Origin of the sequence: Ramlibacter sp. (assembly GCF_035554825.1) — a bacterium.
Lineage (GTDB): Bacteria > Pseudomonadota > Gammaproteobacteria > Burkholderiales > Burkholderiaceae_C > Ramlibacter.
On record NZ_DATMHS010000131.1, the window covers coordinates 1 to 19,199 of the forward strand.

17 protein-coding genes are annotated in these 19,199 nt (G+C 70.0%); 8 read left to right on the forward strand and 9 right to left on the reverse strand.

All coding sequences use genetic code 11. The features are described 5' to 3' along the window. The 3 genes from VNT59_RS21900 (at position 1) to VNT59_RS16185 (ending at position 2,265) form a co-directional block, all read left to right on the forward strand. Positions 1-177 (forward strand): nucleotide exchange factor GrpE, encoded by a 177-nt coding sequence (locus VNT59_RS21900; RefSeq protein ID WP_414708402.1) that lies wholly within the window; start codon positions 1-3, stop codon positions 175-177. Between the two features lie 7 nt (positions 178-184). Next, entirely contained in the window at positions 185-1,321 is a 1,137-nt protein-coding gene (gene dnaJ, locus VNT59_RS16180) for a molecular chaperone DnaJ (RefSeq protein WP_325499971.1), read from the forward strand. A 371-nt stretch (positions 1,322-1,692) separates the two neighbouring features. Continuing rightward, positions 1,693-2,265, forward strand: a complete 573-nt coding sequence (locus VNT59_RS16185; protein ID WP_325499937.1) for a hypothetical protein — start codon at positions 1,693-1,695, stop codon at positions 2,263-2,265. Here the strand turns inward: VNT59_RS16185 and VNT59_RS16190 are convergent. After that, a complete protein-coding gene (locus VNT59_RS16190) occupies positions 2,262-3,350 on the reverse strand; it encodes a PA0069 family radical SAM protein (protein WP_325499939.1) in 1,089 nt (362 codons plus the stop codon). The genes VNT59_RS16185 and VNT59_RS16190 overlap by 4 nt on opposite strands. Positions 3,351-3,480: 130 nt before the next feature. On the opposite strand from VNT59_RS16190, the gene VNT59_RS16195 reads away from it, so the two are divergent. Together VNT59_RS16195 and VNT59_RS16200 are read left to right on the forward strand one after the other, a co-directional pair. Next, positions 3,481-4,866, forward strand: a complete 1,386-nt coding sequence (locus VNT59_RS16195; protein ID WP_325499941.1) for a cytochrome ubiquinol oxidase subunit I — start codon at positions 3,481-3,483, stop codon at positions 4,864-4,866. 11 nt (positions 4,867-4,877) lie between these two features. Continuing rightward, the gene (locus VNT59_RS16200) at positions 4,878-5,900 is read left to right on the forward strand and encodes a cytochrome d ubiquinol oxidase subunit II (protein WP_325499945.1); all 1,023 of its coding nucleotides are present in this window, start codon (positions 4,878-4,880) and stop codon (positions 5,898-5,900) included. 18 nt (positions 5,901-5,918) lie between these two features. On the opposite strand, the gene VNT59_RS16205 is transcribed toward VNT59_RS16200, so the two are convergent. The 8 genes from VNT59_RS16205 to VNT59_RS16240 form a co-directional block, all read right to left on the reverse strand. Continuing rightward, positions 5,919-7,136, reverse strand: coding sequence for a glycosyltransferase family 4 protein (locus VNT59_RS16205; RefSeq protein WP_325499948.1), 1,218 nt, complete (start codon positions 7,134-7,136; stop codon positions 5,919-5,921). A 132-nt stretch (positions 7,137-7,268) separates the two neighbouring features. Beyond that, entirely contained in the window at positions 7,269-8,243 is a 975-nt protein-coding gene (locus tag VNT59_RS16210) for a nitronate monooxygenase family protein (RefSeq protein WP_325499950.1), read from the reverse strand. Positions 8,244-8,277: 34 nt separating this feature from the next. Next, entirely contained in the window at positions 8,278-10,080 is a 1,803-nt protein-coding gene (locus VNT59_RS16215) for an acyl-CoA dehydrogenase (RefSeq protein ID WP_325499952.1), read from the reverse strand. 91 nt (positions 10,081-10,171) lie between these two features. Then, positions 10,172-11,104: an electron transfer flavoprotein subunit alpha/FixB family protein gene (locus VNT59_RS16220; RefSeq protein ID WP_325499954.1), complete on the reverse strand. Its 933-nt coding sequence runs from the start codon at positions 11,102-11,104 to the stop codon at positions 10,172-10,174. A 171-nt stretch (positions 11,105-11,275) separates the two neighbouring features. Beyond that, positions 11,276-12,025, reverse strand: a complete 750-nt coding sequence (locus VNT59_RS16225) for an electron transfer flavoprotein subunit beta/FixA family protein (protein ID WP_325499956.1) — start codon at positions 12,023-12,025, stop codon at positions 11,276-11,278. 227 nt (positions 12,026-12,252) lie between these two features. Continuing rightward, on the reverse strand, positions 12,253-13,521 hold the full coding sequence (locus VNT59_RS16230; RefSeq protein ID WP_325499958.1) for a mechanosensitive ion channel family protein: 1,269 nt from the start codon (positions 13,519-13,521) through the stop codon (positions 12,253-12,255). A 19-nt stretch (positions 13,522-13,540) separates the two neighbouring features. Further along, the gene (locus VNT59_RS16235; RefSeq protein ID WP_325499960.1) at positions 13,541-14,323 is read right to left on the reverse strand and encodes an enoyl-CoA hydratase; all 783 of its coding nucleotides are present in this window, start codon (positions 14,321-14,323) and stop codon (positions 13,541-13,543) included. A 14-nt stretch (positions 14,324-14,337) separates the two neighbouring features. Then, positions 14,338-15,291: a histone deacetylase family protein gene (locus tag VNT59_RS16240; protein WP_325499962.1), complete on the reverse strand. Its 954-nt coding sequence runs from the start codon at positions 15,289-15,291 to the stop codon at positions 14,338-14,340. Positions 15,292-15,333: 42 nt separating this feature from the next. On the opposite strand from VNT59_RS16240, the gene VNT59_RS16245 reads away from it, so the two are divergent. The 3 genes from VNT59_RS16245 to VNT59_RS16255 all read left to right on the forward strand — a co-directional run. Beyond that, positions 15,334-16,254, forward strand: a complete 921-nt coding sequence (locus VNT59_RS16245) for an AAA family ATPase (RefSeq protein WP_325499964.1) — start codon at positions 15,334-15,336, stop codon at positions 16,252-16,254. Beyond that, a complete protein-coding gene (locus VNT59_RS16250; RefSeq protein WP_325499967.1) occupies positions 16,251-17,243 on the forward strand; it encodes a DUF58 domain-containing protein in 993 nt (330 codons plus the stop codon). Before VNT59_RS16245 ends, VNT59_RS16250 begins: the two co-directional genes overlap by 4 nt. Continuing rightward, positions 17,237-19,199 (forward strand): DUF3488 and transglutaminase-like domain-containing protein (locus VNT59_RS16255; RefSeq protein WP_325499969.1); only part of this gene is annotated, 1,963 nt, incomplete at its 3' end. The genes VNT59_RS16250 and VNT59_RS16255, both read left to right, overlap by 7 nt.

The following is a 19,199-nucleotide window of genomic DNA, read 5'->3' on the forward strand; positions in this document are numbered from 1 at the left end:
GTGGAGCCGATTCCTGCCGAAGGGCAGAAATTCGATCCCCACGTTCACCACGCGGTGGAAATGGTCCCGGCCGAGGATGTCCAGGACCACACGGTTATGCAGGAGCTGCGGCGAGGATACAATTTCAAGGGAAGGCTGCTGCGGCCGGCGATGGTGAAGGTGGCCGTAAAAGCTTAAGATGGCAGTGACCAAACGCGATTACTACGAAGTCCTGGGCGTGCCCAAGAACGCCTCGGACGAAGAAATCAAGAAGGCCTATCGCAAGCTGGCGATGAAGTACCACCCTGACCGCAACGAGGCGGACAAGGGAGCCGAGGCCAAGTTCAAGGAGGCCAAGGAAGCGTACGAGATGCTGTCCAGCGCGGAGAAGCGCGCCGCGTACGACCAGTACGGGCATGCCGGGGTCGACCCCAACATGCGCGGCGGCCCCGGGGCCGAAGGCTTCGGCGGCTTCGCCGAGGCCTTCGGCGACATCTTCGGCGACATCTTCGGCCAGCAGCGTGCCGGCGGCGGCGCCCGCGGCGGACGCCAGGTCTATCGCGGCAGCGACCTGTCGTACGCGATGGAGATCACGCTGGAGGAAGCGGCGCTGGGCAAGGAGGCGCAGATCCGGATCCCGACGTGGGACCAGTGCGAGACCTGCCACGGCAGCGGCGCCAAGCCCGGCACCCAGGCCAAGACCTGCAGCACCTGCCACGGCGCCGGCGTCGTGCAGATGCGCCAGGGCTTCTTCTCCGTGCAGCAAACCTGCCCGCACTGCCGCGGCACCGGCAAGATCATCCCCGAGCCCTGCACCACCTGCCACGGGCAAGGCAAGGTGAAGAAGCAGAAGACCCTGGAGGTGAAGATCCCGGCCGGCATCGACGACGGCATGCGCATCCGCAGCGCCGGCAACGGCGAGCCGGGCACCAACGGCGGCCCGCCCGGCGACCTGTACATCGAGATCCGCCTGAAGAAGCACGACATCTTCGAGCGCGACGGCGACGACCTGCACTGCGTGGTGCCGATCAGCTTCACGCGGGCCGCGCTGGGCGGCGAGATCGAGGTGCCGACCTTGAGCGGCAAGGCCGCGATCGACATCCCCGAGGGCACCCAGGCCGGCAAGCAGTTCCGGCTGCGCGGCAAGGGCATCAAGGGCGTGCGGGCGAGCTATCCCGGCGACCTGTATTGCCACATCGCCGTGGAGACGCCGGTCAAGCTCACCGAGCATCAGCGCAAGCTGCTGAAGGACCTGGACGAGTCGCTCAAGAAGGGCGGCGCCAAGCATTCCCCCACCGAGGAGTCCTGGGCAGACAAGTTGAAGGGATTTTTCAGCGCCTGAGCGCTGAAAACGGTCTCCTGCGCCAAGCAGGGGACCGCGGCACATCGCGCCGATCCCTCAACTTGGGGCGGACGCTCACAACTGCGCCGCAGGCGCTTGTGATGCGGACGGCACAAACTCAAAGGGTTCTTCAGCGCGTAGCGCTGAAGAACCGCAGCATTCGCTGCGGCAGCGCCGGCCCTTTGAGTTTGCAGCGAAGGCTGACAACTGCCTGCCGCAGGCAGGCTTGTCACGCCGGAGCTACAAGTTGAAGGGATTTTTCAGCGCCTAGCCCTGCTCCACTGGGCCGGGCGCGGCCGCCGGGCCCGCGGCGCCGACATGTCAGCGGATTCCTGATGGGCAGACCGCCGGCGCGCGGGCAGAATCGCGCCATGGCCCTCAAGCTCTTCCGCTCCACGGGGTATTCGTCCATCCTCACGCCCGGCGAGACCCGGCTCGCGATGCATCCCGGCTGGATGGTCCTGGCCGTCAGCCTGTGGATCGGTTTCGTGGCGAACGTGGCGCTGTGGCGCGTGCTGTCCGGCAACGACCGCGCCACCAGCCTCGCGCACGTGCTGGTGCTCGGCGCGGCGGTGGCGGCGGCCGCGGCCCTGATCCTGAGCGTGCTCGGCTGGCGCCGCACCATGAAGCCGGCCGCCATCCTGCTGCTGCTGCTGTCGGCGCTGGTCGCCTGCGTTGTCTGGAGCCGCGCCTATCCGGTCGACGCGACCTTGCTGGAGCGGCCGCCCGCATCGCTGTTGCTGCCGTCGTGGGCCAGCCTGCTGCGCTGGCAGGTCTCGGGCGCGCTGGCCGGCCTCGCCCTGGTGCCGGCGATCTGGGTCTGGCAAAAGCAGGTGCGGCGCCTGGCCGGCGGCGATCAGCTGCGGTTCAACGTGGCCGGGGCGATCGCCGGCGCCGTGCTGTTCGGCGCCGCCCGCTGGCTGCTGGCCAAGGGCATCGTCTAGAACAGGCATGCCTGCCCGCCGAGCGACGGCGGCCGGAACGCCGTGGTGTCCAGGTGCAGTCGCTCGCGGTTGAAGCCGAGCCTGGCGGTCGCCTGCCGAAAGCGCTGCGCGATCAGCTGTGCCCACGGGCCGCTGCCCTTCATCCGGGTGGCGAAATCGCTGTCGTAGTCCTTGCCGCCGCGCATGTCGTGGATGCGGGCCATCACCCGCTGCGCCCGCTGCGGGTAGTGCAGTTCCAGCCACTGCCGGAACAGCGGGCTCACTTCCCAGGGCAGCCGCAGCACGTGGTAGAAGGCGCCGCGCGCGCCCGCCTCCCAAGCCGCCTCGAGCACCTGCTCCATGTCGTCGGTGAGAAACGGGATCTGCGGCGCCAGGCTGACCGCGCACGGCACGCCGTGCTCGGCCAGGGTGCGCAGGATGCGCAGCCGCCGGTGCGGCGCCGCGGCGCGCGGCTCCAGCCGGCGCGCCAGGTCGGCGTCGAGCGTGGTGATCGTCACCGACACGCTGGCCAGCCCCTGCGCCGCCATCGGCGCGATCAGGTCGAGGTCGCGTTCGACGCCGCTCGATTTGGTCACCAGCGTCAAGGGATGCCGCGCCTCGCGCAGCACCTCGATCACGGCGCGGGTGAGCCGCAGTTCGCGCTCCACCGGCTGATAGCAGTCGGTGGCGCTGCCGATCGCGATCGGCGCCGGCCGGTAGGATTTGCGCGCGAGCTCCGAGCGCAGCAGGTCCGCGATGTTGCGCTTGGCGATGATCTTGGTCTCGAAGTCGAGGCCGGGCGAGAGGTTCAGGTAACTGTGCGTGGGCCGCGCGTAGCAGTAGATGCAGCCGTGCTCGCAGCCCCGGTAGGGATTGATCGACCGGTCGAAACCGACGTCGGGCGAGTCGTTGGTGCTGATCGCGCTGCGGGCGGTCTCCCAGATCACCTCGGTCGGTGGCGGCTCGCCGGCCTGCGCCGCCGCCTCGCCCAGCGTGTCCCAGCCGTCGTCGAACGCACCGCGGCTGTCGCGCTCGAACCGGTGCGCCAGCCGCGTGGCGGATCCCCGCCCCTTGATCGCCCCCAGTGGAATGACTGCTTCGTCCACCCTGTACTCCCATACCTGTATGCTCGTACAGTATCACGGTTTTGCTCATGCGTGGCGCGGCCTGCGCGGCACCGCGCCTGCCGGCGGCGCGTGATAATGGTTTGTTCGCCACCCCGACCAGGCTCACTCCGTGGACACGCTGCTGCTCTCGCGCCTTCAGTTCGCCGCCAACATCAGCTTCCACATCCTGTTTCCCAGCATCACCATCGCCCTGTGCTGGTACCTGGTGTATTTCCGGCTGCGGCACGACCGCGCGGACGGCGCCAGCGCCGCGCGCGAGTGGGAAGAGGCGTACTACTTCTGGACCAAGGTGTTCGCGCTGAGCTTCGCGATCGGCGTCGTGTCGGGGATCACCATGAGCTTCCAGTTCGGCACCAACTGGCCCGGCTTCATGCAGCGGGCCGGCAACGTCGCCGGGCCGCTGCTCGGCTACGAGGTGCTGACGGCGTTCTTCCTCGAGGCCACCTTCCTCGGCATCATGCTGTTCGGGCGCAACAAGGTCTCGCCGCGCATGCACCTGTTCGCGTCGCTGATGGTCGCCGCCGGCACCACCCTGTCGGCGTTCTGGATCCTCAGCCTCAACTCCTGGATGCAGACGCCCCGGGGACACGAGCTGATCGACGGCCGCATCCACGTCGTCAGCTGGCTGGAGGTGATCTTCAATCCGTCCTTCGCGTACCGCTTCGTGCACAAGCTGCTCGCCTCCACGCTCACGGCTTCGTTCCTGATCGCCGGGCTGTCGGCATGGCAGGTGCTGCGCGGGACGGCCAACGGCGGCACCCACCGGGCGCTGCGGTCGGCGGTCCTGGCAGCGGCCGTGGCGATCCCGGTGCAGATCTTCGCCGGCGACCAGCACGGCCTGAACACGCTGGAACACCAGCCGGCCAAGATCGCGGCCATCGAAGGCATCTGGCATACCGAGCGCAGCGTCCCGCTGACGCTGTTCGGCTGGCCGAACGAGGCGGCGCAGCGCACCGATTACGCGATCCAGGTCCCGCAGCTGGCCAGCCTGATCCTGGCCCACGACCGCCAGGCGCAGCTGCGCGGACTCGACGAGTTCCCCGGCGCGCATCCGCCGGTGGCGCCGGTGTTCTGGAGCTTCCGCGTCATGGTGGGCATGGGGCTGGCGATGCTGGCCGTCGCCTGGACCTGCGCCTGGACTTTGTGGCGCCGTCGGCACGCCGCGGCGCCGGCGCCGGCCTTGCCGCGCTGGCAGCTGCGGCTGCTCTCGGCGATGACGTTCGCGGGCTGGATCGCCACGCTGGCCGGCTGGTACGTGACCGAGATCGGTCGCCAGCCGTTCCTGGTCTACGGCATCCTGCGCACCGCCGACCAGGTGGCCGACCATCCGCCGCCGATGGTGCTGGCCACGCTGATCGCCTACCTCGCGGTGTACGCCTTCCTGCTGGCGGCCTATGTCTTCGTGCTGCGCTACATGGCCGCGCACCCGGCGCAGCCTACCGCCCAGACGCCGCAGAGCGCCAAACCGGGCGCGCCGATCGGCGGCCCCGCCTGAAGGAGCACGCGATGACGCTCACCTGGGAACACGTGCTGCCGCTGGTCTTCATGGCCGTGATGGGTCTGGCGCTGCTGGCCTACGTGGTGCTCGATGGCTACGACCTCGGCGTCGGCGTGCTGCTGCCGTTCGCCACGAACGAGGAAAAGGACGTGATGATCTCCAGCATCGGCCCGTTCTGGGACGCCAACGAGACCTGGCTGGTGCTCGGCGTGGGCGTGCTGCTGGTCGCCTTTCCGCTGGCGCACGGCGTGGTGCTGTCGGCGCTGTACCTGCCGGTGGCGGTGATGCTGATCGGCCTGATCCTGCGCGGCGTGTCGTTCGACTTCCGCGTCAAGGCGCGCGACCAGCACAAGGCGATGTGGAACGCGCTGTTCTCGCTCGGTTCGCTGGCGGCCGCCGCCGCGCAGGGCTGGATGCTGGGCCGCTACCTCACCGGGTTCGTGCACGACGTGCGCTCGACGCTGTTCAGCGCCGGCATCGCGCTGACGCTGCCCACCGCCTATGCGGCGCTGGGGGCGGGCTGGCTGATGATGAAGACCGACGGGCCGCTGCGGGCGAAGGCGATGGGCTGGGCCCGCGCGGTGCTCTGGCCGATGGGCGTGGCGCTGGTGGGGATTTCCGTGGCCTCGCCGCTGGTCAGCCAGACCGTGTTCGACCGCTGGTTCGGCATGCCGCAGTTCATCGGCCTGCTGCCCATTCCGGTGGCGTGCGCCGTGGGCTTCTATGCGGCGCTGCACGTGGCGCGCCGCCCGGACGTCGTTGCCGCGGGCTATGCCTGGGTCGTCTTCGCCAGCACGGTGCTGATCTTCGTGCTGTCGTTCCTGGGCCTCGCGTACAGCCTGTATCCCTACATCGTGATCGACCGGCTCACGGTGTGGCAGGCGGCGGCGGAAACCAAGTCGCTGCTGTTCAGCTTCGTGGGCGTGGCCATCACCGTCCCGGCCATCGTCGGGTACACGGTCTACATGTACCGCGTCTTCTGGGGTCCGGCGGAGGCGCTGAGTTATGGAAAGTCGGGCAGCGACTACTAGGAAGGCCCCGGAGCCTCCCTACCCCGCGATCACGGCGACCTGCGCCGCCAGAGAGACGGCTCGCAAGTCGTATCTGGCGACGACGGTCTCGCGCGCGGCGCGACCGATCGCCCGGTAGCTTCCCGGGTTGGCCAGCACGTCGACGACCTGCCCGGTCAGCGCGTCGGTGTCGAAGAAGTCGAACAGCAGTCCGTTGCGGCCGTGCTCGATCACTTCCTGCACGGGTCCGGTGCGGCTCGCCACCACCACCGCGCCGGCGCTCATCGCCTCGAGGCAGCTCCAGGAAAGCACGAAGGGATAGGTCAGATAGACATGGCATGCGGCCAGCTGCAGCAGGCGCACATAGTCGGCATACGGCACCCTGCCCAGAAAATGCACCCGCTCGACCGGCAGCCGGCCGCCCACTTCGCGCAGCATGTACTCACGCCAGGTCCCCCCGCCCGGGGGCGGTGCGCCGTAGCTCACCTCGTCGCCGCCGACGATGATGCAGCGCGCGGCGGGCCGGCGGCGCAGGATCTCGGGCAAGGCCCGCATGAAGCGGTGGAAGCCGCGGTACGGCTCGAGGTTGCGGTTGACGAAGGTGATCACCTCGTCGCCCGCCGTCACCTGCACCTGCTCGCGGGCCAGGCGAACCGTCGCCCGGGGATCGGGTCGCACCAGCGCGGTGTCGATCCCGTCGAACGCCACGACCGTCTTGGCCCGGAACTCGGGGGGCAGCTGGCTGCACTGCCAGCGCGTCGGCGTGTAGACGCGGTCGGCCGCGGCCAGCGCGTGCAGGTGCACCGTGTTCTTCAGGCGCAGCCGCATCCGCAGTTCATCGCTCGCGGAGGAGAACTCGGGGTCGAAGCCGTAATCCGATCCTTCCGGCGCATAGAAGAACTCCGCATAGACCACCAGCCGCGCCCGCGGCCAGACGTCCTTGCAGAATAGCGCCTCGCCCCAGCCCGGGTGCGCGACCACCACGTCGGGATGGAAGCCGCCCGCCTCGAGCTTGCCCATCGCCGCCGCGCAGGCACGGCCGCGGGCGATCTTGACCTCGAAGTCACGCGCCAGGTCGATCTCGCTCGGCCGCTCCGGCGCCGCGGGCGCATAGCGGAAGAAGCGCACGCCGGGGATCGGATGGCCGCGCACCGCCAGCGCCACGACCTCATGCCCGCGACGCTGCAGCTCGCCGGCCACGTGCACGAACTGCGCCGGGAAATTCTGGTGAATGAAGAGGATCCTGAGCGGCTTCATCGCGGGCCGTGCTTCGGGCGAGTGGGCACGGCCGCGAGTGTACGAAACCGGGGCGCGGGGATCGGCCGGGACCCTGGCGCGCGCTTGCATCCAGGCATTTCCGGCCGCGCCCGGCCACGGCGCGGGCCGGCCTCAAGCGGGCGCAGGCGCCCCGAGGACGCGCTCGCGCGCCTGCGCGTACTCGCGCTTGAGCCGCGCCACCAGCTCGGCGGTGCTGGTGACCTCGGTCACCGCGCCTATGCCCTGGCCGCAGCCCCAGATGTCCTTCCAGGCCTTGCCCTTGCTGCCTTCGCCGCCGCTGAAGTTCATCTTGCTCGGATCGCTCTCGGGCAGGTGGTCGGGGTCGAGGCCGGCGGCGCGGATCGACGGCTTCAGGTAATTGCCGTGCACGCCGGTGAACAGGCTGGTGTAGACGATGTCGTCGGAGCTGCCGTCCACGATCGCCTGCTTGTATGCGTCCGAGGCGCGCGCCTCCCGGGTCGCGATGAACGCGGAGCCGATGTACGCGAGGTCGGCGCCCATCGCCTGGGCGGCCAGCACCGCGCCGCCGTTGGCGATCGCGCCGCTCAGCACCAGCGGCCCGTCGAACCACTGCCGGATCTCCTGGATCAGCGCGAACGGGCTCTTGACGCCGGCGTGGCCGCCGGCGCCGGCCGCCACCGCGACCAGGCCGTCGGCGCCCTTCTCCACGGCCTTGTGGGCGAAGGCGTTGTTGATGACGTCGTGCAGCACGATGCCGCCGTAGCCGTGGATCGCCTCGTTGACGTCGGTGCGCGCGCCCAGCGACGTGATGATCACCGGCACCTTGTATTTGGCCACCAGTTCCATGTCGTGGTCGAGCCGGTCATTGCTCTTGTGCACGATCTGGTTGATCGCGAACGGCGCCGCCGGCGTCGCCGGGTGCAAGCGGTTCCAGGCGGCCAGCGTCTCGGTGATCTCGTGCAGCCACTCGTCCAGCTGGGACGCCGGCCGGGCGTTGAGCGCCGGCATCGAGCCGACGATGCCGGCCTTGCACTGCTCGATCACCAGCTGCGGATTGCTGATGATGAACAGCGGCGAGCCGATCACCGGCAGGGCGAGGCGTTGCAGGACTGGGGGCAGTGGCATGGGGGCTCCGTCGTTGGTCTGCGTGGCCGCCGGTTCAGAACGACTCGACCGGCAGCGCCGTCACGCTCTCGGCGCCCTCGATGATCGCGTCGCGGATGCCGGGCGCCTTGCTCAGGATGTGATCGGCGTAGAAGCGCGCGGTGGCGATCTTGGCGTGCAGGAAGTTCGGGTCTTCGCCGCCGGCATCGGGCCGGGCCAGCAGGCCCTGGGCCGCGACCAGCGAGCGCGCCAGCTGCCAGCCGGCCATCAGGTTGCCGGCCAGCATCAGGTACGGCACGGAGCCGGCGAACACCGCGTTCGGCGACGCCTTGGTGCCGCCGGCGACGAACGCCACGACCTCCAGGAACGCCTGGCGCGCCGCCGACAGCCGCTTGAGCACGGCCCGCGCGGCCGCGCCGTCGAGCCGCGCCAGCTCGCCTTCCGTCGCCGCGATCTGGGCGGCGATGGCCTTGGCCGTCTGGCCGCCGTCGCGCGCGGTCTTGCGCCCGACCAGGTCGTTGGCCTGGATCGCGGTGGTGCCCTCGTAGATCGGGAGGATGCGCGCGTCGCGGTAGTACTGCGCGGCGCCCGTCTCTTCGATGAACCCCATGCCGCCGTGCACCTGCACGCCGAGCGAGGTCACCTCCAGGCTGGTCTCGGTGCTGTAGCCCTTGACCAGCGGCACCATGAATTCGTAGAAGGCCTGGTTCTGCCGCCGCACCTCGGCGTCCGGGTGGTGATGCGCGGCGTCGTAGGCGGCCGCGGCCACGCTGGCCATCGCACGGCAACCCTCGGTGTAGGCGCGCATCGTCATCAACATGCGCCTGACGTCCGGGTGGTGGATGATGGGCGCGCTCGTGTTCATGGAACCGTCGACCGGGCGCGACTGCACCCGTTCTTTCGCGTATGCCGCCGCCTTCTGGTAGGCCCGCTCGGAGATCGCGATGCCCTGCACGCCGACGGCGTAGCGCGCCGCGTTCATCATGATGAACATGTACTCGAGGCCACGGTTTTCCTGGCCCACCAGGTAGCCCACCGCGCCGCCCTCGTCGCCGAACTGCAGCACCGCCGTCGGCGAGGCCTTGATGCCCAGCTTGTGCTCGATGCTGACGCAGCGCGCGTCGTTGCGCGCGCCCAGCGAGCCGTCCGCGTTCACCAGGAACTTGGGCACCACGAACAGGCTGATGCCCTTGACGCCCTCGGGCGCGCCGGCCACCCGCGCCAGCACCAGGTGCACGATGTTGCGAGCCATGTCGTGCTCGCCGTAGGTGATGAAGATCTTGGTGCCGGAGATCCGGTACGTGCCGTCGGGCTGGGGCTCGGCCTTGGTGCGCACCAGCGCCAGATCGGAGCCGGCCTGCGGCTCCGTCAGGTTCATGGTGCCGGTCCATTCGCCGCTCACCAGCTTGTCGAGGTAGACGGCCTTGAGCTCGTCCGACGCCGCGGTGAGCAGCGCCTCGATCGCGCCGTCGGTGAGCAGCGGACACAGCGCGAAACTCAGGTTGGCCGAATTCAGCATCTCGCTGCAGGCCGCGCCTATGGTCTTGGGCAATGCCTGGCCGCCGTACTCGGCCGGATGCTGCAGCGCCTGCCAGCCGGCCTCGGCGAACTTCGCGTAGGCGGCCTTGAAGCCGGGCGCCGTCGTCACCTCGCCGTCCTTCCAGGAGGACGGCTGGAGATCGCCGTCGACGTTCAGCGGCGCGACCACGCCCTCGTTGAACCGGGCGCATTCCTCGAGCACCGCCTGCGCGGTATCGAAGCCGGCCTCCTCGAAGCCGGGCAGCTTCGCGATCTCGTCGATGTTCGCCAGGTGCTTCAGGTCGAACAACATGTCCTTGAGGGGGGCGGTGTAGCTCATGGCGGGCTCCGCAGTGAGGGTTGAGGGTGAGGTGTCCCAGCGCAGGAAATCGGGCGTTCGGCGCGCCGCCGAACGCCCGGCGCCCGACGCCTTACAGCGCCTTCGTCAGTTCCGGCACGGCCGCGAACAGGTCGGCCTCCAGGCCGTAGTCGGCGACCGCGAAGATCGGCGCTTCGGGGTCCTTGTTGATCGCGACGATCACCTTGGAGTCCTTCATGCCGGCCAGGTGCTGGATCGCGCCGGAGATGCCGGCGGCGATGTACAGCTGCGGAGCGACGATCTTGCCGGTCTGGCCCACCTGCCAGTCGTTGGGCGCATAGCCGGCGTCGACCGCGGCGCGGCTCGCGCCGAGGGCGGCGCCCAGCTTGTCGGCCAGCGGCGTCATCACTTCATTGAACTTCTCGGCCGATCCCAGCGCGCGGCCGCCCGACACCACCACCTTCGCGGCCGTGAGTTCGGGGCGATCGTTCTTGGCGAGCTCGTTGCCCAGGAAGGTGGACTTGCCGGCGGCGGCCGCGGCACCCGCCTGCTCGACGGCGGCGGAGCCGCCGGTGGCAGCGGCCGCGTCGAAGCCGGTGGTGCGCACGGTGATCACCTTCACGGCGTCCAGGCTCTGCACCACGGCGATGGCGTTGCCGGCGTAGATCGGGCGCTCGAAGGTGTCGGGGCTGTCCACGCGGGTGATGTCGGACACCTGGCCGACGTCCAGCTTGGCCGCCACGCGCGGGGCGATGTTCTTGCCGCTGGCGGTGGCCGGAAACAGGATGTGGCTGTAGTTGCCGGCGATGGCCAGCACCTGCGCGGCCACGTTCTCGGCCAGGCCGTGCGCGAAGTGCTCGGCATCGGCGTGGATCACCTTGGCGACGCCGGCGATCTGGCTGGCCGCCTTGGCCGCTTCACCGGCGTTGTGGCCGGCCACCAGCACATGGACGTCGCCGCCGCACTGGGCGGCGGCCGTCACGGTGTTGAGCGTGGACGGCTTGAGGGTGGCGTTGTCGTGTTCTGCAATGACGAGAGAGGTCATGGTTGGTTCTCTACGATTTTGTGAACGCAGAGGTCGCGGGGATGACGCAGAGGCCGCAGAGAAGAAAGCAAACCATGTCTTCTCTTCTCTGCGTTCTCTGCGGATCCTTGGCGTCCTCTGCGTTCAAGATGTTTGTTTCTGCGGGTTTTCGGCGCGAGGTCCGCGCCGGCCTCAAATCACCTTCGCCTCGTTCTTCAGCTTCGCCACCAGCGTGGCGACGTCGGGCACCTTGATGCCGGCCGAGCGCTTGGGCGGCTCGGTCACTTTCAGCGTCTTCAGGTGCGGCTTGATCTCCACGCCCAGGTCGGCCGGCTTGAGCGTTTCGAGCGGCTTCTTCTTCGCCTTCATGATGTTCGGCAGCGTCACGTAGCGCGGCTCGTTCAGGCGCAGGTCGGCCGTCACCACGGCCGGCAGCGCCAGCGCCACGGTCTCCATGCCGCCGTCCACTTCGCGCGTGACCTTGGCCTTGCCGTCGGCGACTTCCACCTTGGATGCGAACGTCGCCTGCGGCAGGTCGGCGAGCGCCGCCAGCATCTGGCCGACCTGGTTGGCGTCGTCGTCGATCGCCTGCTTGCCGCAGATCACCAGTCCCGGCTGCTCCTTGTCGACGATCGCCTTCAGCAGCTTGGCCACCGACAGCGGCTGCAGTTCGTCGGCGCTCTCGACCAGGATCGCCCGGTCGGCGCCGATCGCCATGGCCGTGCGCAGGGTTTCCTGGCACTGCGCGACGCCGCAGGAGACGGCGATGACTTCCGTCGCCACGCCTTTTTCCTTCAGGCGCACCGCCTCTTCCACGGCGATTTCATCGAACGGATTCATGCTCATCTTGACGTTGGCGATGTCGACGCCCGTGTTGTCCGACTTCACCCGGACTTTCACGTTGTAGTCGACCACGCGTTTGACCGGCACCAGGACCTTCATGCTTGTGGCTCCTCAAGGGGGTTTGCTGAATTGACGTTTACGTAAAGTGCATTCTATGCGGCAGTGCACCACGGCAGCCGCCGCGCTGGCCTGCACGCGACAGACAAAATAGCACGATCGTTCGATTTCGATCATACCGCGAGCCACGCCTGCGGCGGCCCGCCGGCGACCGGCTCCGCGCTCGCGCGCCGGCGCGGCGCGGCCGTCGCCGCCGGGCTTGCCGCCGCTCAGCTCGCGGCTGCCGCCGCCCCTGCGGCCGGGGCCGTGCGCAGGTGCACCACACGCTGCGGATACGGGATGTCGATGCCGGCCTGCCGCAGCGCCCGCAGCACCCGCAGGTTGACGTCCGAGCGCACCCCGAGCTGGCCGGCCTGCGGATCGGCGATCCAGAACAGCAGCGTGAACTCCAGGCCATCGGCGCCCAGCCGCGCCAGCTTCGCCGCCGGCGGCGGATCGGCGATCACGCGATCGGCGCCGGCGGCGGCTTCCACCAGCAGCCGCTGCACCAGGTCCGCGTCGCTGTCGTAGCCCACCGTGACGTCGGTGGTCAGCAGCACCCGCGGGTCGGCCAGCGACAGATTCTCGATCCGCTCGGTGATCAGCTTCTCGTTGGGGACGATGGACTCCAGCCCCGACAGCGAGCGGATCAGCGTGTAGCGCGTCTTGATGTCGACGACGATTCCCTCGAAGCTGTCGACCCGCACCGTGTCGCCGATGCGCAGGCTGCGCTCGAACAGGATCACGAAGCCGCTGACGTAATTGGCGGCGAGCTTCTGCAGGCCGAAGCCCAGCCCCACGCCGAGCGCACCGCCCAGCACCGACAGCGCCGTGAGATCGACCCCCACGGCCGACAGCGCGAACAGCAGGCCCACCAGCAGCAGCACCGCGCGGATCGCATTGGCCGCCACTTTGCGCAGCGACAGGTCGGCGACCGACTCGCGCAGCACCTTGCGCTCCACCGCCGCCGAAATCCAGAGCGCCACCACCAGCACCGCGCCGCTCGACAGCACCGCCTGCACGATCGACAGCAGGCTGATGCGCGACTTGCCGAAGGCGAAATGGATCGCCTCCATCTCGTTCATCACCGCCGGCAGCAGCCCGATGATCCACAGCACCGCCGCGATCCACGCCAGCCACGAGAAGAGCCGCTCGACCAGCCGGGCGAGCCCCGATTTCGGGAACACCACCGTGAACACGCGGGCCAGGAAGCGGATGCCCGCCAGCGACACCAGCACCGGCACCGCCACCTGCAGCAGCGCGACCTGCATCGCGCCGCGCAGCGCCAGGCCCGCGCTGTAGGTGAACACCAGGGCCAGCAGCGGAAACAGCAGCCCGTCGACGGTGGCCCGGCCGAACCACACGGAATCGGCCGAATGGCGGCGGCCGGCCAGCCAGCTGACGGCGAATGCCAGGGCCAGGCAGCCGGCGAGCGCGGCCAGCTCCAGCGGCAGCCCGGGGTGCGCCAGGCGTCGCAGCACCTCGTCGAGCGTCGTCATCACGGTGCGCGCCGGCCCTTCATGGCTTCCACGCCGGCTGGCGCTTTTCGGCGAAGGCGGTGAAGCCTTCCAGCGCGCATTCGTCCATCATGTTGATGGCCATGGTCTGGCTGGCCAGCTGGTAGGCGGCCTCGATGCCCAGCTCGCGCTGGCGGTAGAACAGTTCCTTGCCCATGGCCAGCGCCGCCCGCGGCTTCGACAGGATCGCGGCGACCAGTCGTTCGATCTCGGCGTCGAGCTGCCCCGGCGCCACGGCGTGGTTGACCAGGCCGCGCTCCACCGCCTGCTGGGCGCTGATGAAGTCGCCGGTGACCAGCATTTCCATCGCCTGCTTGGGCGGCACGTTGCGCAGCAGCGGCACGCTGGGCGTCGAGCAGAACAGGCCGTAATTGATGCCGCTCACCGCGAACCTCGCTTCGGTCGACGCCACCGCCAGGTCGCACTGGGCGACCAGCTGGCAGCCGGCGGCCGTCGCGATGCCGTGCACCCGCGCGATCACCGGCACCGGCAGCTTCAGGATCGACAGCATCACCCGGCTGCACTGCGCGAACAGCTGCTGGTAGTACGGCAGCGACGGCTTGGCGATCATCTCCTTGAGGTTGTGCCCGGGGCAGAACGCCTTGCCGGCGCCGGCGAGCACCACCGCCCGCAGCGACTGGTCGGCGGCGAGCCGGTCCAGCGCGCGCTGCAGTGCGGCCAGCATCTCCTCGCTCAGCGCGTTGAAGTTGGCCGGGCGATTCATCGTGAGCGTCGCCACGCCGCGCCCGTCGCGGGTCACCAGCACTGCATCGTCGTTGTCCATCGCTTGCTCCTTCCTCACAGGTCCGCCAGCACGCGCAGATGCGCCTCCACGCTGCGTCCCAGCGCGCTCAGGTTGTAGCCGCCTTCCAGCGAGGAGACGATGCGCCCCCCCGCGTGCTTCCTGGCGATGTCCTTGATCCGCATCGTGATCCAGGTGTAGTCGGCCTCGTTCAGCCGCAACTGGGCCAGATCGTCCTCGCGGTGCGCGTCGAAGCCGGCGCTGACGAAGATCATCTGCGGCTTGAAGGCCTCCAGCCGCGGGATCCACAGCATCTCGATCATCTCGCGGATCTCCAGACCCTTGGTGTACGCCGGCACCGGCAGGTTGAGCATGTTGTCGTACGGACTGGTCTCGGCCCCGAACGGATACAGCGGATGCTGGAAGAAGCTCACCATCAGCGCCCGCTCGTCGCCGCCGAGGATGTCCTCGGTGCCGTTGCCATGGTGCACGTCGAAGTCGACCACGGCGACCCGCTTGAGGCGATGCCGCTCGAGCGCGTACTTGGCGGCGATCGCGATGTTGTTGAAGAAGCAGAACCCCATCGCCTGGTCGCGGGTGGCGTGGTGCCCGGGCGGGCGCACGGCGCAGAACGCGTTCTCGAGTTCGCCGGCGATCACGGCATCGGTCGCCGCCAGCGCCGCGCCGGCCGCGCGCAGCGCCGCGTCCCAGGTGTGGACGTTCATCGAGGTGTCGGGATCGAGCTGCGAATAGGCGGGACCGCCCGCGGCCATCGCCTCCTTCAGCTCCTGGCCGAGTCCGCGCATCGCCGCGATGTGCAGCCGGCTGTGCGCCAGCTCCAGGTCGCTCACCGAGGCCTGCGGCGCGGTGCGCCGCTCCAGGCCGATGCCCACGCCCGATGCGATCAGCCGGTCCTCGATCGCGTCGAGCCGCTCGGGGCACTCGGGGTGGCCGGGCCCCATCTCGTGGCGGCGGCAATCGGGATGCGTGAAATACCCGGTCTTGTTCACGATGGCGCTCGCCTCGGCGTAAATTCGGATAACGTCATGGCCATGGATTCACTGAGGAAACTGCAGGCGCTGCTGGACCAGCTTAACACGGTGATCGTCGGCAAGCCGGCCCAGGTGCGCGACTGCGTGGCCTGCCTGCTGGCCGGCGGCCACCTGCTGATCGAGGACGTGCCGGGCGTCGGCAAGACCACCCTGGCGCATGCGCTGGCGCGCTCGTTCGGGCTGCAGTTCTCGCGGGTGCAATTCACCGCCGACCTGATGCCCAGCGACCTGCTGGGCGTGTCGATCTACGAACGCGCCCGGGAGTCCTTCGTCTTTCATCCGGGGCCGGTGTTCGCCCAGGTGCTGCTGGCCGACGAGATCAACCGCGCCAGCCCGAAGACCCAGAGCGCGCTGCTCGAAGCCATGGAGGAAAAGCAGGTCACGGCCGAGGGCGAGACCCGGGCCCTGCCGACGCCCTTCTTCGTCATCGCCACCCAGAACCCGCACGACCAGCTCGGCACCTTCGCGCTGCCCGAGTCGCAGCTGGACCGCTTCCTGATGCGGATCTCGCTGGGCTACCCCGACCGGGCCGCCGAGCGCGAACTGCTGGCCGGCGCCGACCGCCGCGGCATGGTCGACGCGATGCGCGGCCTGTTGACGCCGGTCGACCTGCAGTCGCTGCAGCAGCAGGTGTTGCAGGTGCATGCCGCCGAGCCGCTCGTCAGCTACGTGCAGGACCTGGTCGCCGCGACCCGTTCCGGGCGCTGGTTCCTGCAGGGCCTGTCGCCGCGCGCCGGCATTGCCGTGATGCGTGCCGCCAAGGCGCAGGCGCTGCTGGCCGGCCGCGACTACGTGGCGCCCGACGATGTGCAGGCGATCCTGCCGCAGACCGTCGCCCACCGCCTGCAGCCGGTCGGCGACGCCGGCCGCGGCCCGATGGAGCAGGTGCGCGCCATGGTGGAGGCCGTGCCGCTGCCATGACACGGGCGGCCTCGGGCACGCTCCCGCTGCAACCGATCGGCTTCGTGCGCCGGCGCTTTCGCGACTGGTGGCAGCAGCGGCTGCCGCTGGCCGACAGCCTGGTGCTGACGCAACGCAACGTCTACATCCTGCCGACGGTCCCCGGCTTCATGCTCGGCGCGACGTTGGTGGTGCTGCTGGTGGGCTCGATCAACTACCAGCTGAACCTGGGCTACCTGCTGACGTTCCTGCTGGCCGGCAGCGCCGTCGTGAGCATGCACCTGGCGCACGCGACCCTGCGCGGCCTCAGCCTCAACCTGCTGCAGCCCGAGCCCCAGTTCGCCGGCACCAGCGCCCCGCTGTCGGTGGTGCTGACCAACCCGCGCCGGTCGCCGCGGCACGCGATCGCCGTGGCGGTCCTGGAAGCGACCCACGACGACCGCTGGGTCTGGACCGACGTGCCGCCGCAAGGCACCAGCGTCGTCCATGTCGCGTTCCAGCCGCAGCGGCGCGGCCTGCACCGGGTGCCGCCGCTGACTGCGGAGACTCGCTTTCCGCTCGGCACCTTTCGGGTGTGGACGGTGTGGCGGCCGGCCGCCCAGGTGCTGGTGTACCCGGCCCCGGAGCCGGGCGCGCCGCCGCTGCCGCCGGGCGAGCCGCGTTCCGGCGGCGCCGGCGCGCTGCGCGTGCGGCACAGCGGCGAGTTCGACGGCGTGCGGGCCTACCGGCGCGGCGATCCGCTCAAGCAGGTGGTGTGGAAGAAGGCCGCCAGGTCCGATGAACTGGTCAGCCGCGACGGCGAACAGGCGCAGCGCTACCAGCTGTGGCTCGATCTCGCGCAGGCCGGCGGCGGCGACCTGGAGCACCGGCTGTCGCGCCTGGCGGCCTGGGTGTTGCAGGCCGACCGGCTGGGCGCGCTGTACGGGTTGCGCCTGCCGGGCCGCACGGTCGCGCCCGGCAGCGGCCCGGCCCACAAGCGCTCTTGCCTGGAGGCGCTGGCCCGATGCTAGCGATCGCGGCCGACGGGCGCCCGGGCCTGCTGCAGCGGCTGGGCGCGCTGCCGCGCGACGCCCGCGACACCCTGTTCCTGCTGGCCGTGATCGCCTGGGTGGTGCTGCCGCAGGTGCGCAACCTGCCGCTGTGGTGCAGCGGGTTGACGGCGGCCGTGCTGCTGTGGCGCGGCTGGATCGCCGTCAGCGCGGCGCCGCTGCCGCGCGCGCGCTGGGTGCTCGCGCTGCTGGTCGGCGCCGTGGCGGCCACCGTCGCGACCCATCGCACGGTGCTGGGCCGCGATGCCGGCGTGACGCTGATCGTGGTGCTGCTGGCCTTGAAGACGCTGGAGCTGCGCGGCCGGCGCGACATCTTCGTCGTGTTTTTCCTCGGCTTCTTCACGCTGCTGACCAATTTCTTCTTCTCGCAGTCGCTGCCGACGGCGCTGGCGATGCTGGTCGCGCTGCTGGGACTGCTCACCGCGCTGGTCAACGCGCACCTGCCGGTCGGACGGCCGCCGCTGTCCCAGGCGGCGCGGGTCGCCGGGCTGATGGCGCTGCTCGGTGCGCCGATCATGGCCGTGCTGTTCGTGCTGTTCCCGCGGCTGGCGCCGCTGTGGGGCATTCCCGCCGACGCGATGAGCGGCCGCAGCGGCCTGGCGGCCACCATGCAGGTCGGCACCATCGCGCAGCTGGCGCTCGACGACAGCATCGCCATGCGCATTCGGTTCGAGGGCCCGCAGCCGATGCAGGGCGACCTGTATTTCCGCGGCCCGGTGCTGTCGGCCTTCGACGGGCGCGAGTGGCGGGCGCTGAGCCGCCGCCGCGGATCGGCCTGGCCGGTCGACATCGGCGGGCTCGCCCGGCTGCAGGTGCTGGGCCATCCGGTGCGCTACGAAGTGACCATGGAGCCCAACAACCGGCCCTGGCTGCTGGTGCTCGACGCGGTCGCGACGCCGCCGGCCGCGCCGGGCTTCGCCGCGGCGATGACCAGCGAGCTGGTGTGGGTGACCGATAGGCCGATCACCGACCTGCTGCGCTACCGCGCCGAAAGCCACACCGATTTCCGGCACGGCGCGTCCTCGATCGCCGCGGTGCTGCCCGAATACCTGGACCTGCCGCCCGGCTTCAACCCGAGGACGCATGACCTGGCGCAGCAGTGGCGCGGCGACCCGGCGCTGGCGCGCGGCGGGCCCCCGGCCTTCGTGCAGGCAGCGCTGGACCGGCTGCGCACCGGCAACTACCACTACACGCTCGATCCCGGCGTCTTCGGCGAGCACGGCGCCGATGAATTCTGGTTCGACCGCCGCGAGGGTTTTTGCGAGCACATCGCTTCGTCGTTCGTCGTGCTGATGCGCGAGCTGGGCATCCCGGCGCGCATCGTGACCGGCTACCAGGGCGGCGAGCGCAACGCCGTCGACGGCTACTGGGTGGTGCGCCAGAGCGACGCCCACGCCTGGACCGAGGTCTGGCTGGCCGGCCGCGGCTGGGTGCGCGTCGACCCGACGGCTGCGGTGGCGCCTGGCCGCGTCGGCTCGATCCAGCGCCTGCGCCCCAGACCCGGCGTGATCGCCGGCGCGCTCGGCGCCGTCACCCCGGAACTCTCCCTCGACCTGCGGGCGCTGTGGGAGGCGATCAACAACGGCTGGAACCAGTGGGTGCTCAATTACACGCAGAGCAGGCAGCTGAACCTGCTGAAGGACATCGGCTTCCGGTCGCCGGGCTGGGAGGACCTGTTGCTGCTGGTGCTGGGACTGCTGGTGGCGGCGGCCCTCGCCGGGGCGGCCTGGGCCGCATGGGAGCGGCGCCAGCACGATCCCTGGCTGCGCCTGCTGCACCGGGTGCGGCGGCGCGTGCGCCAGCTCGGGGTCGACCTGCCGGCGCAGGCGCCGCCGCGCGAAATCGCCACTGTTGTCACAGGGCGTTTCGGCGAGCGGGCCCGACCGCTGGCAGACTGGCTGCTCCAGCTCGAAACGC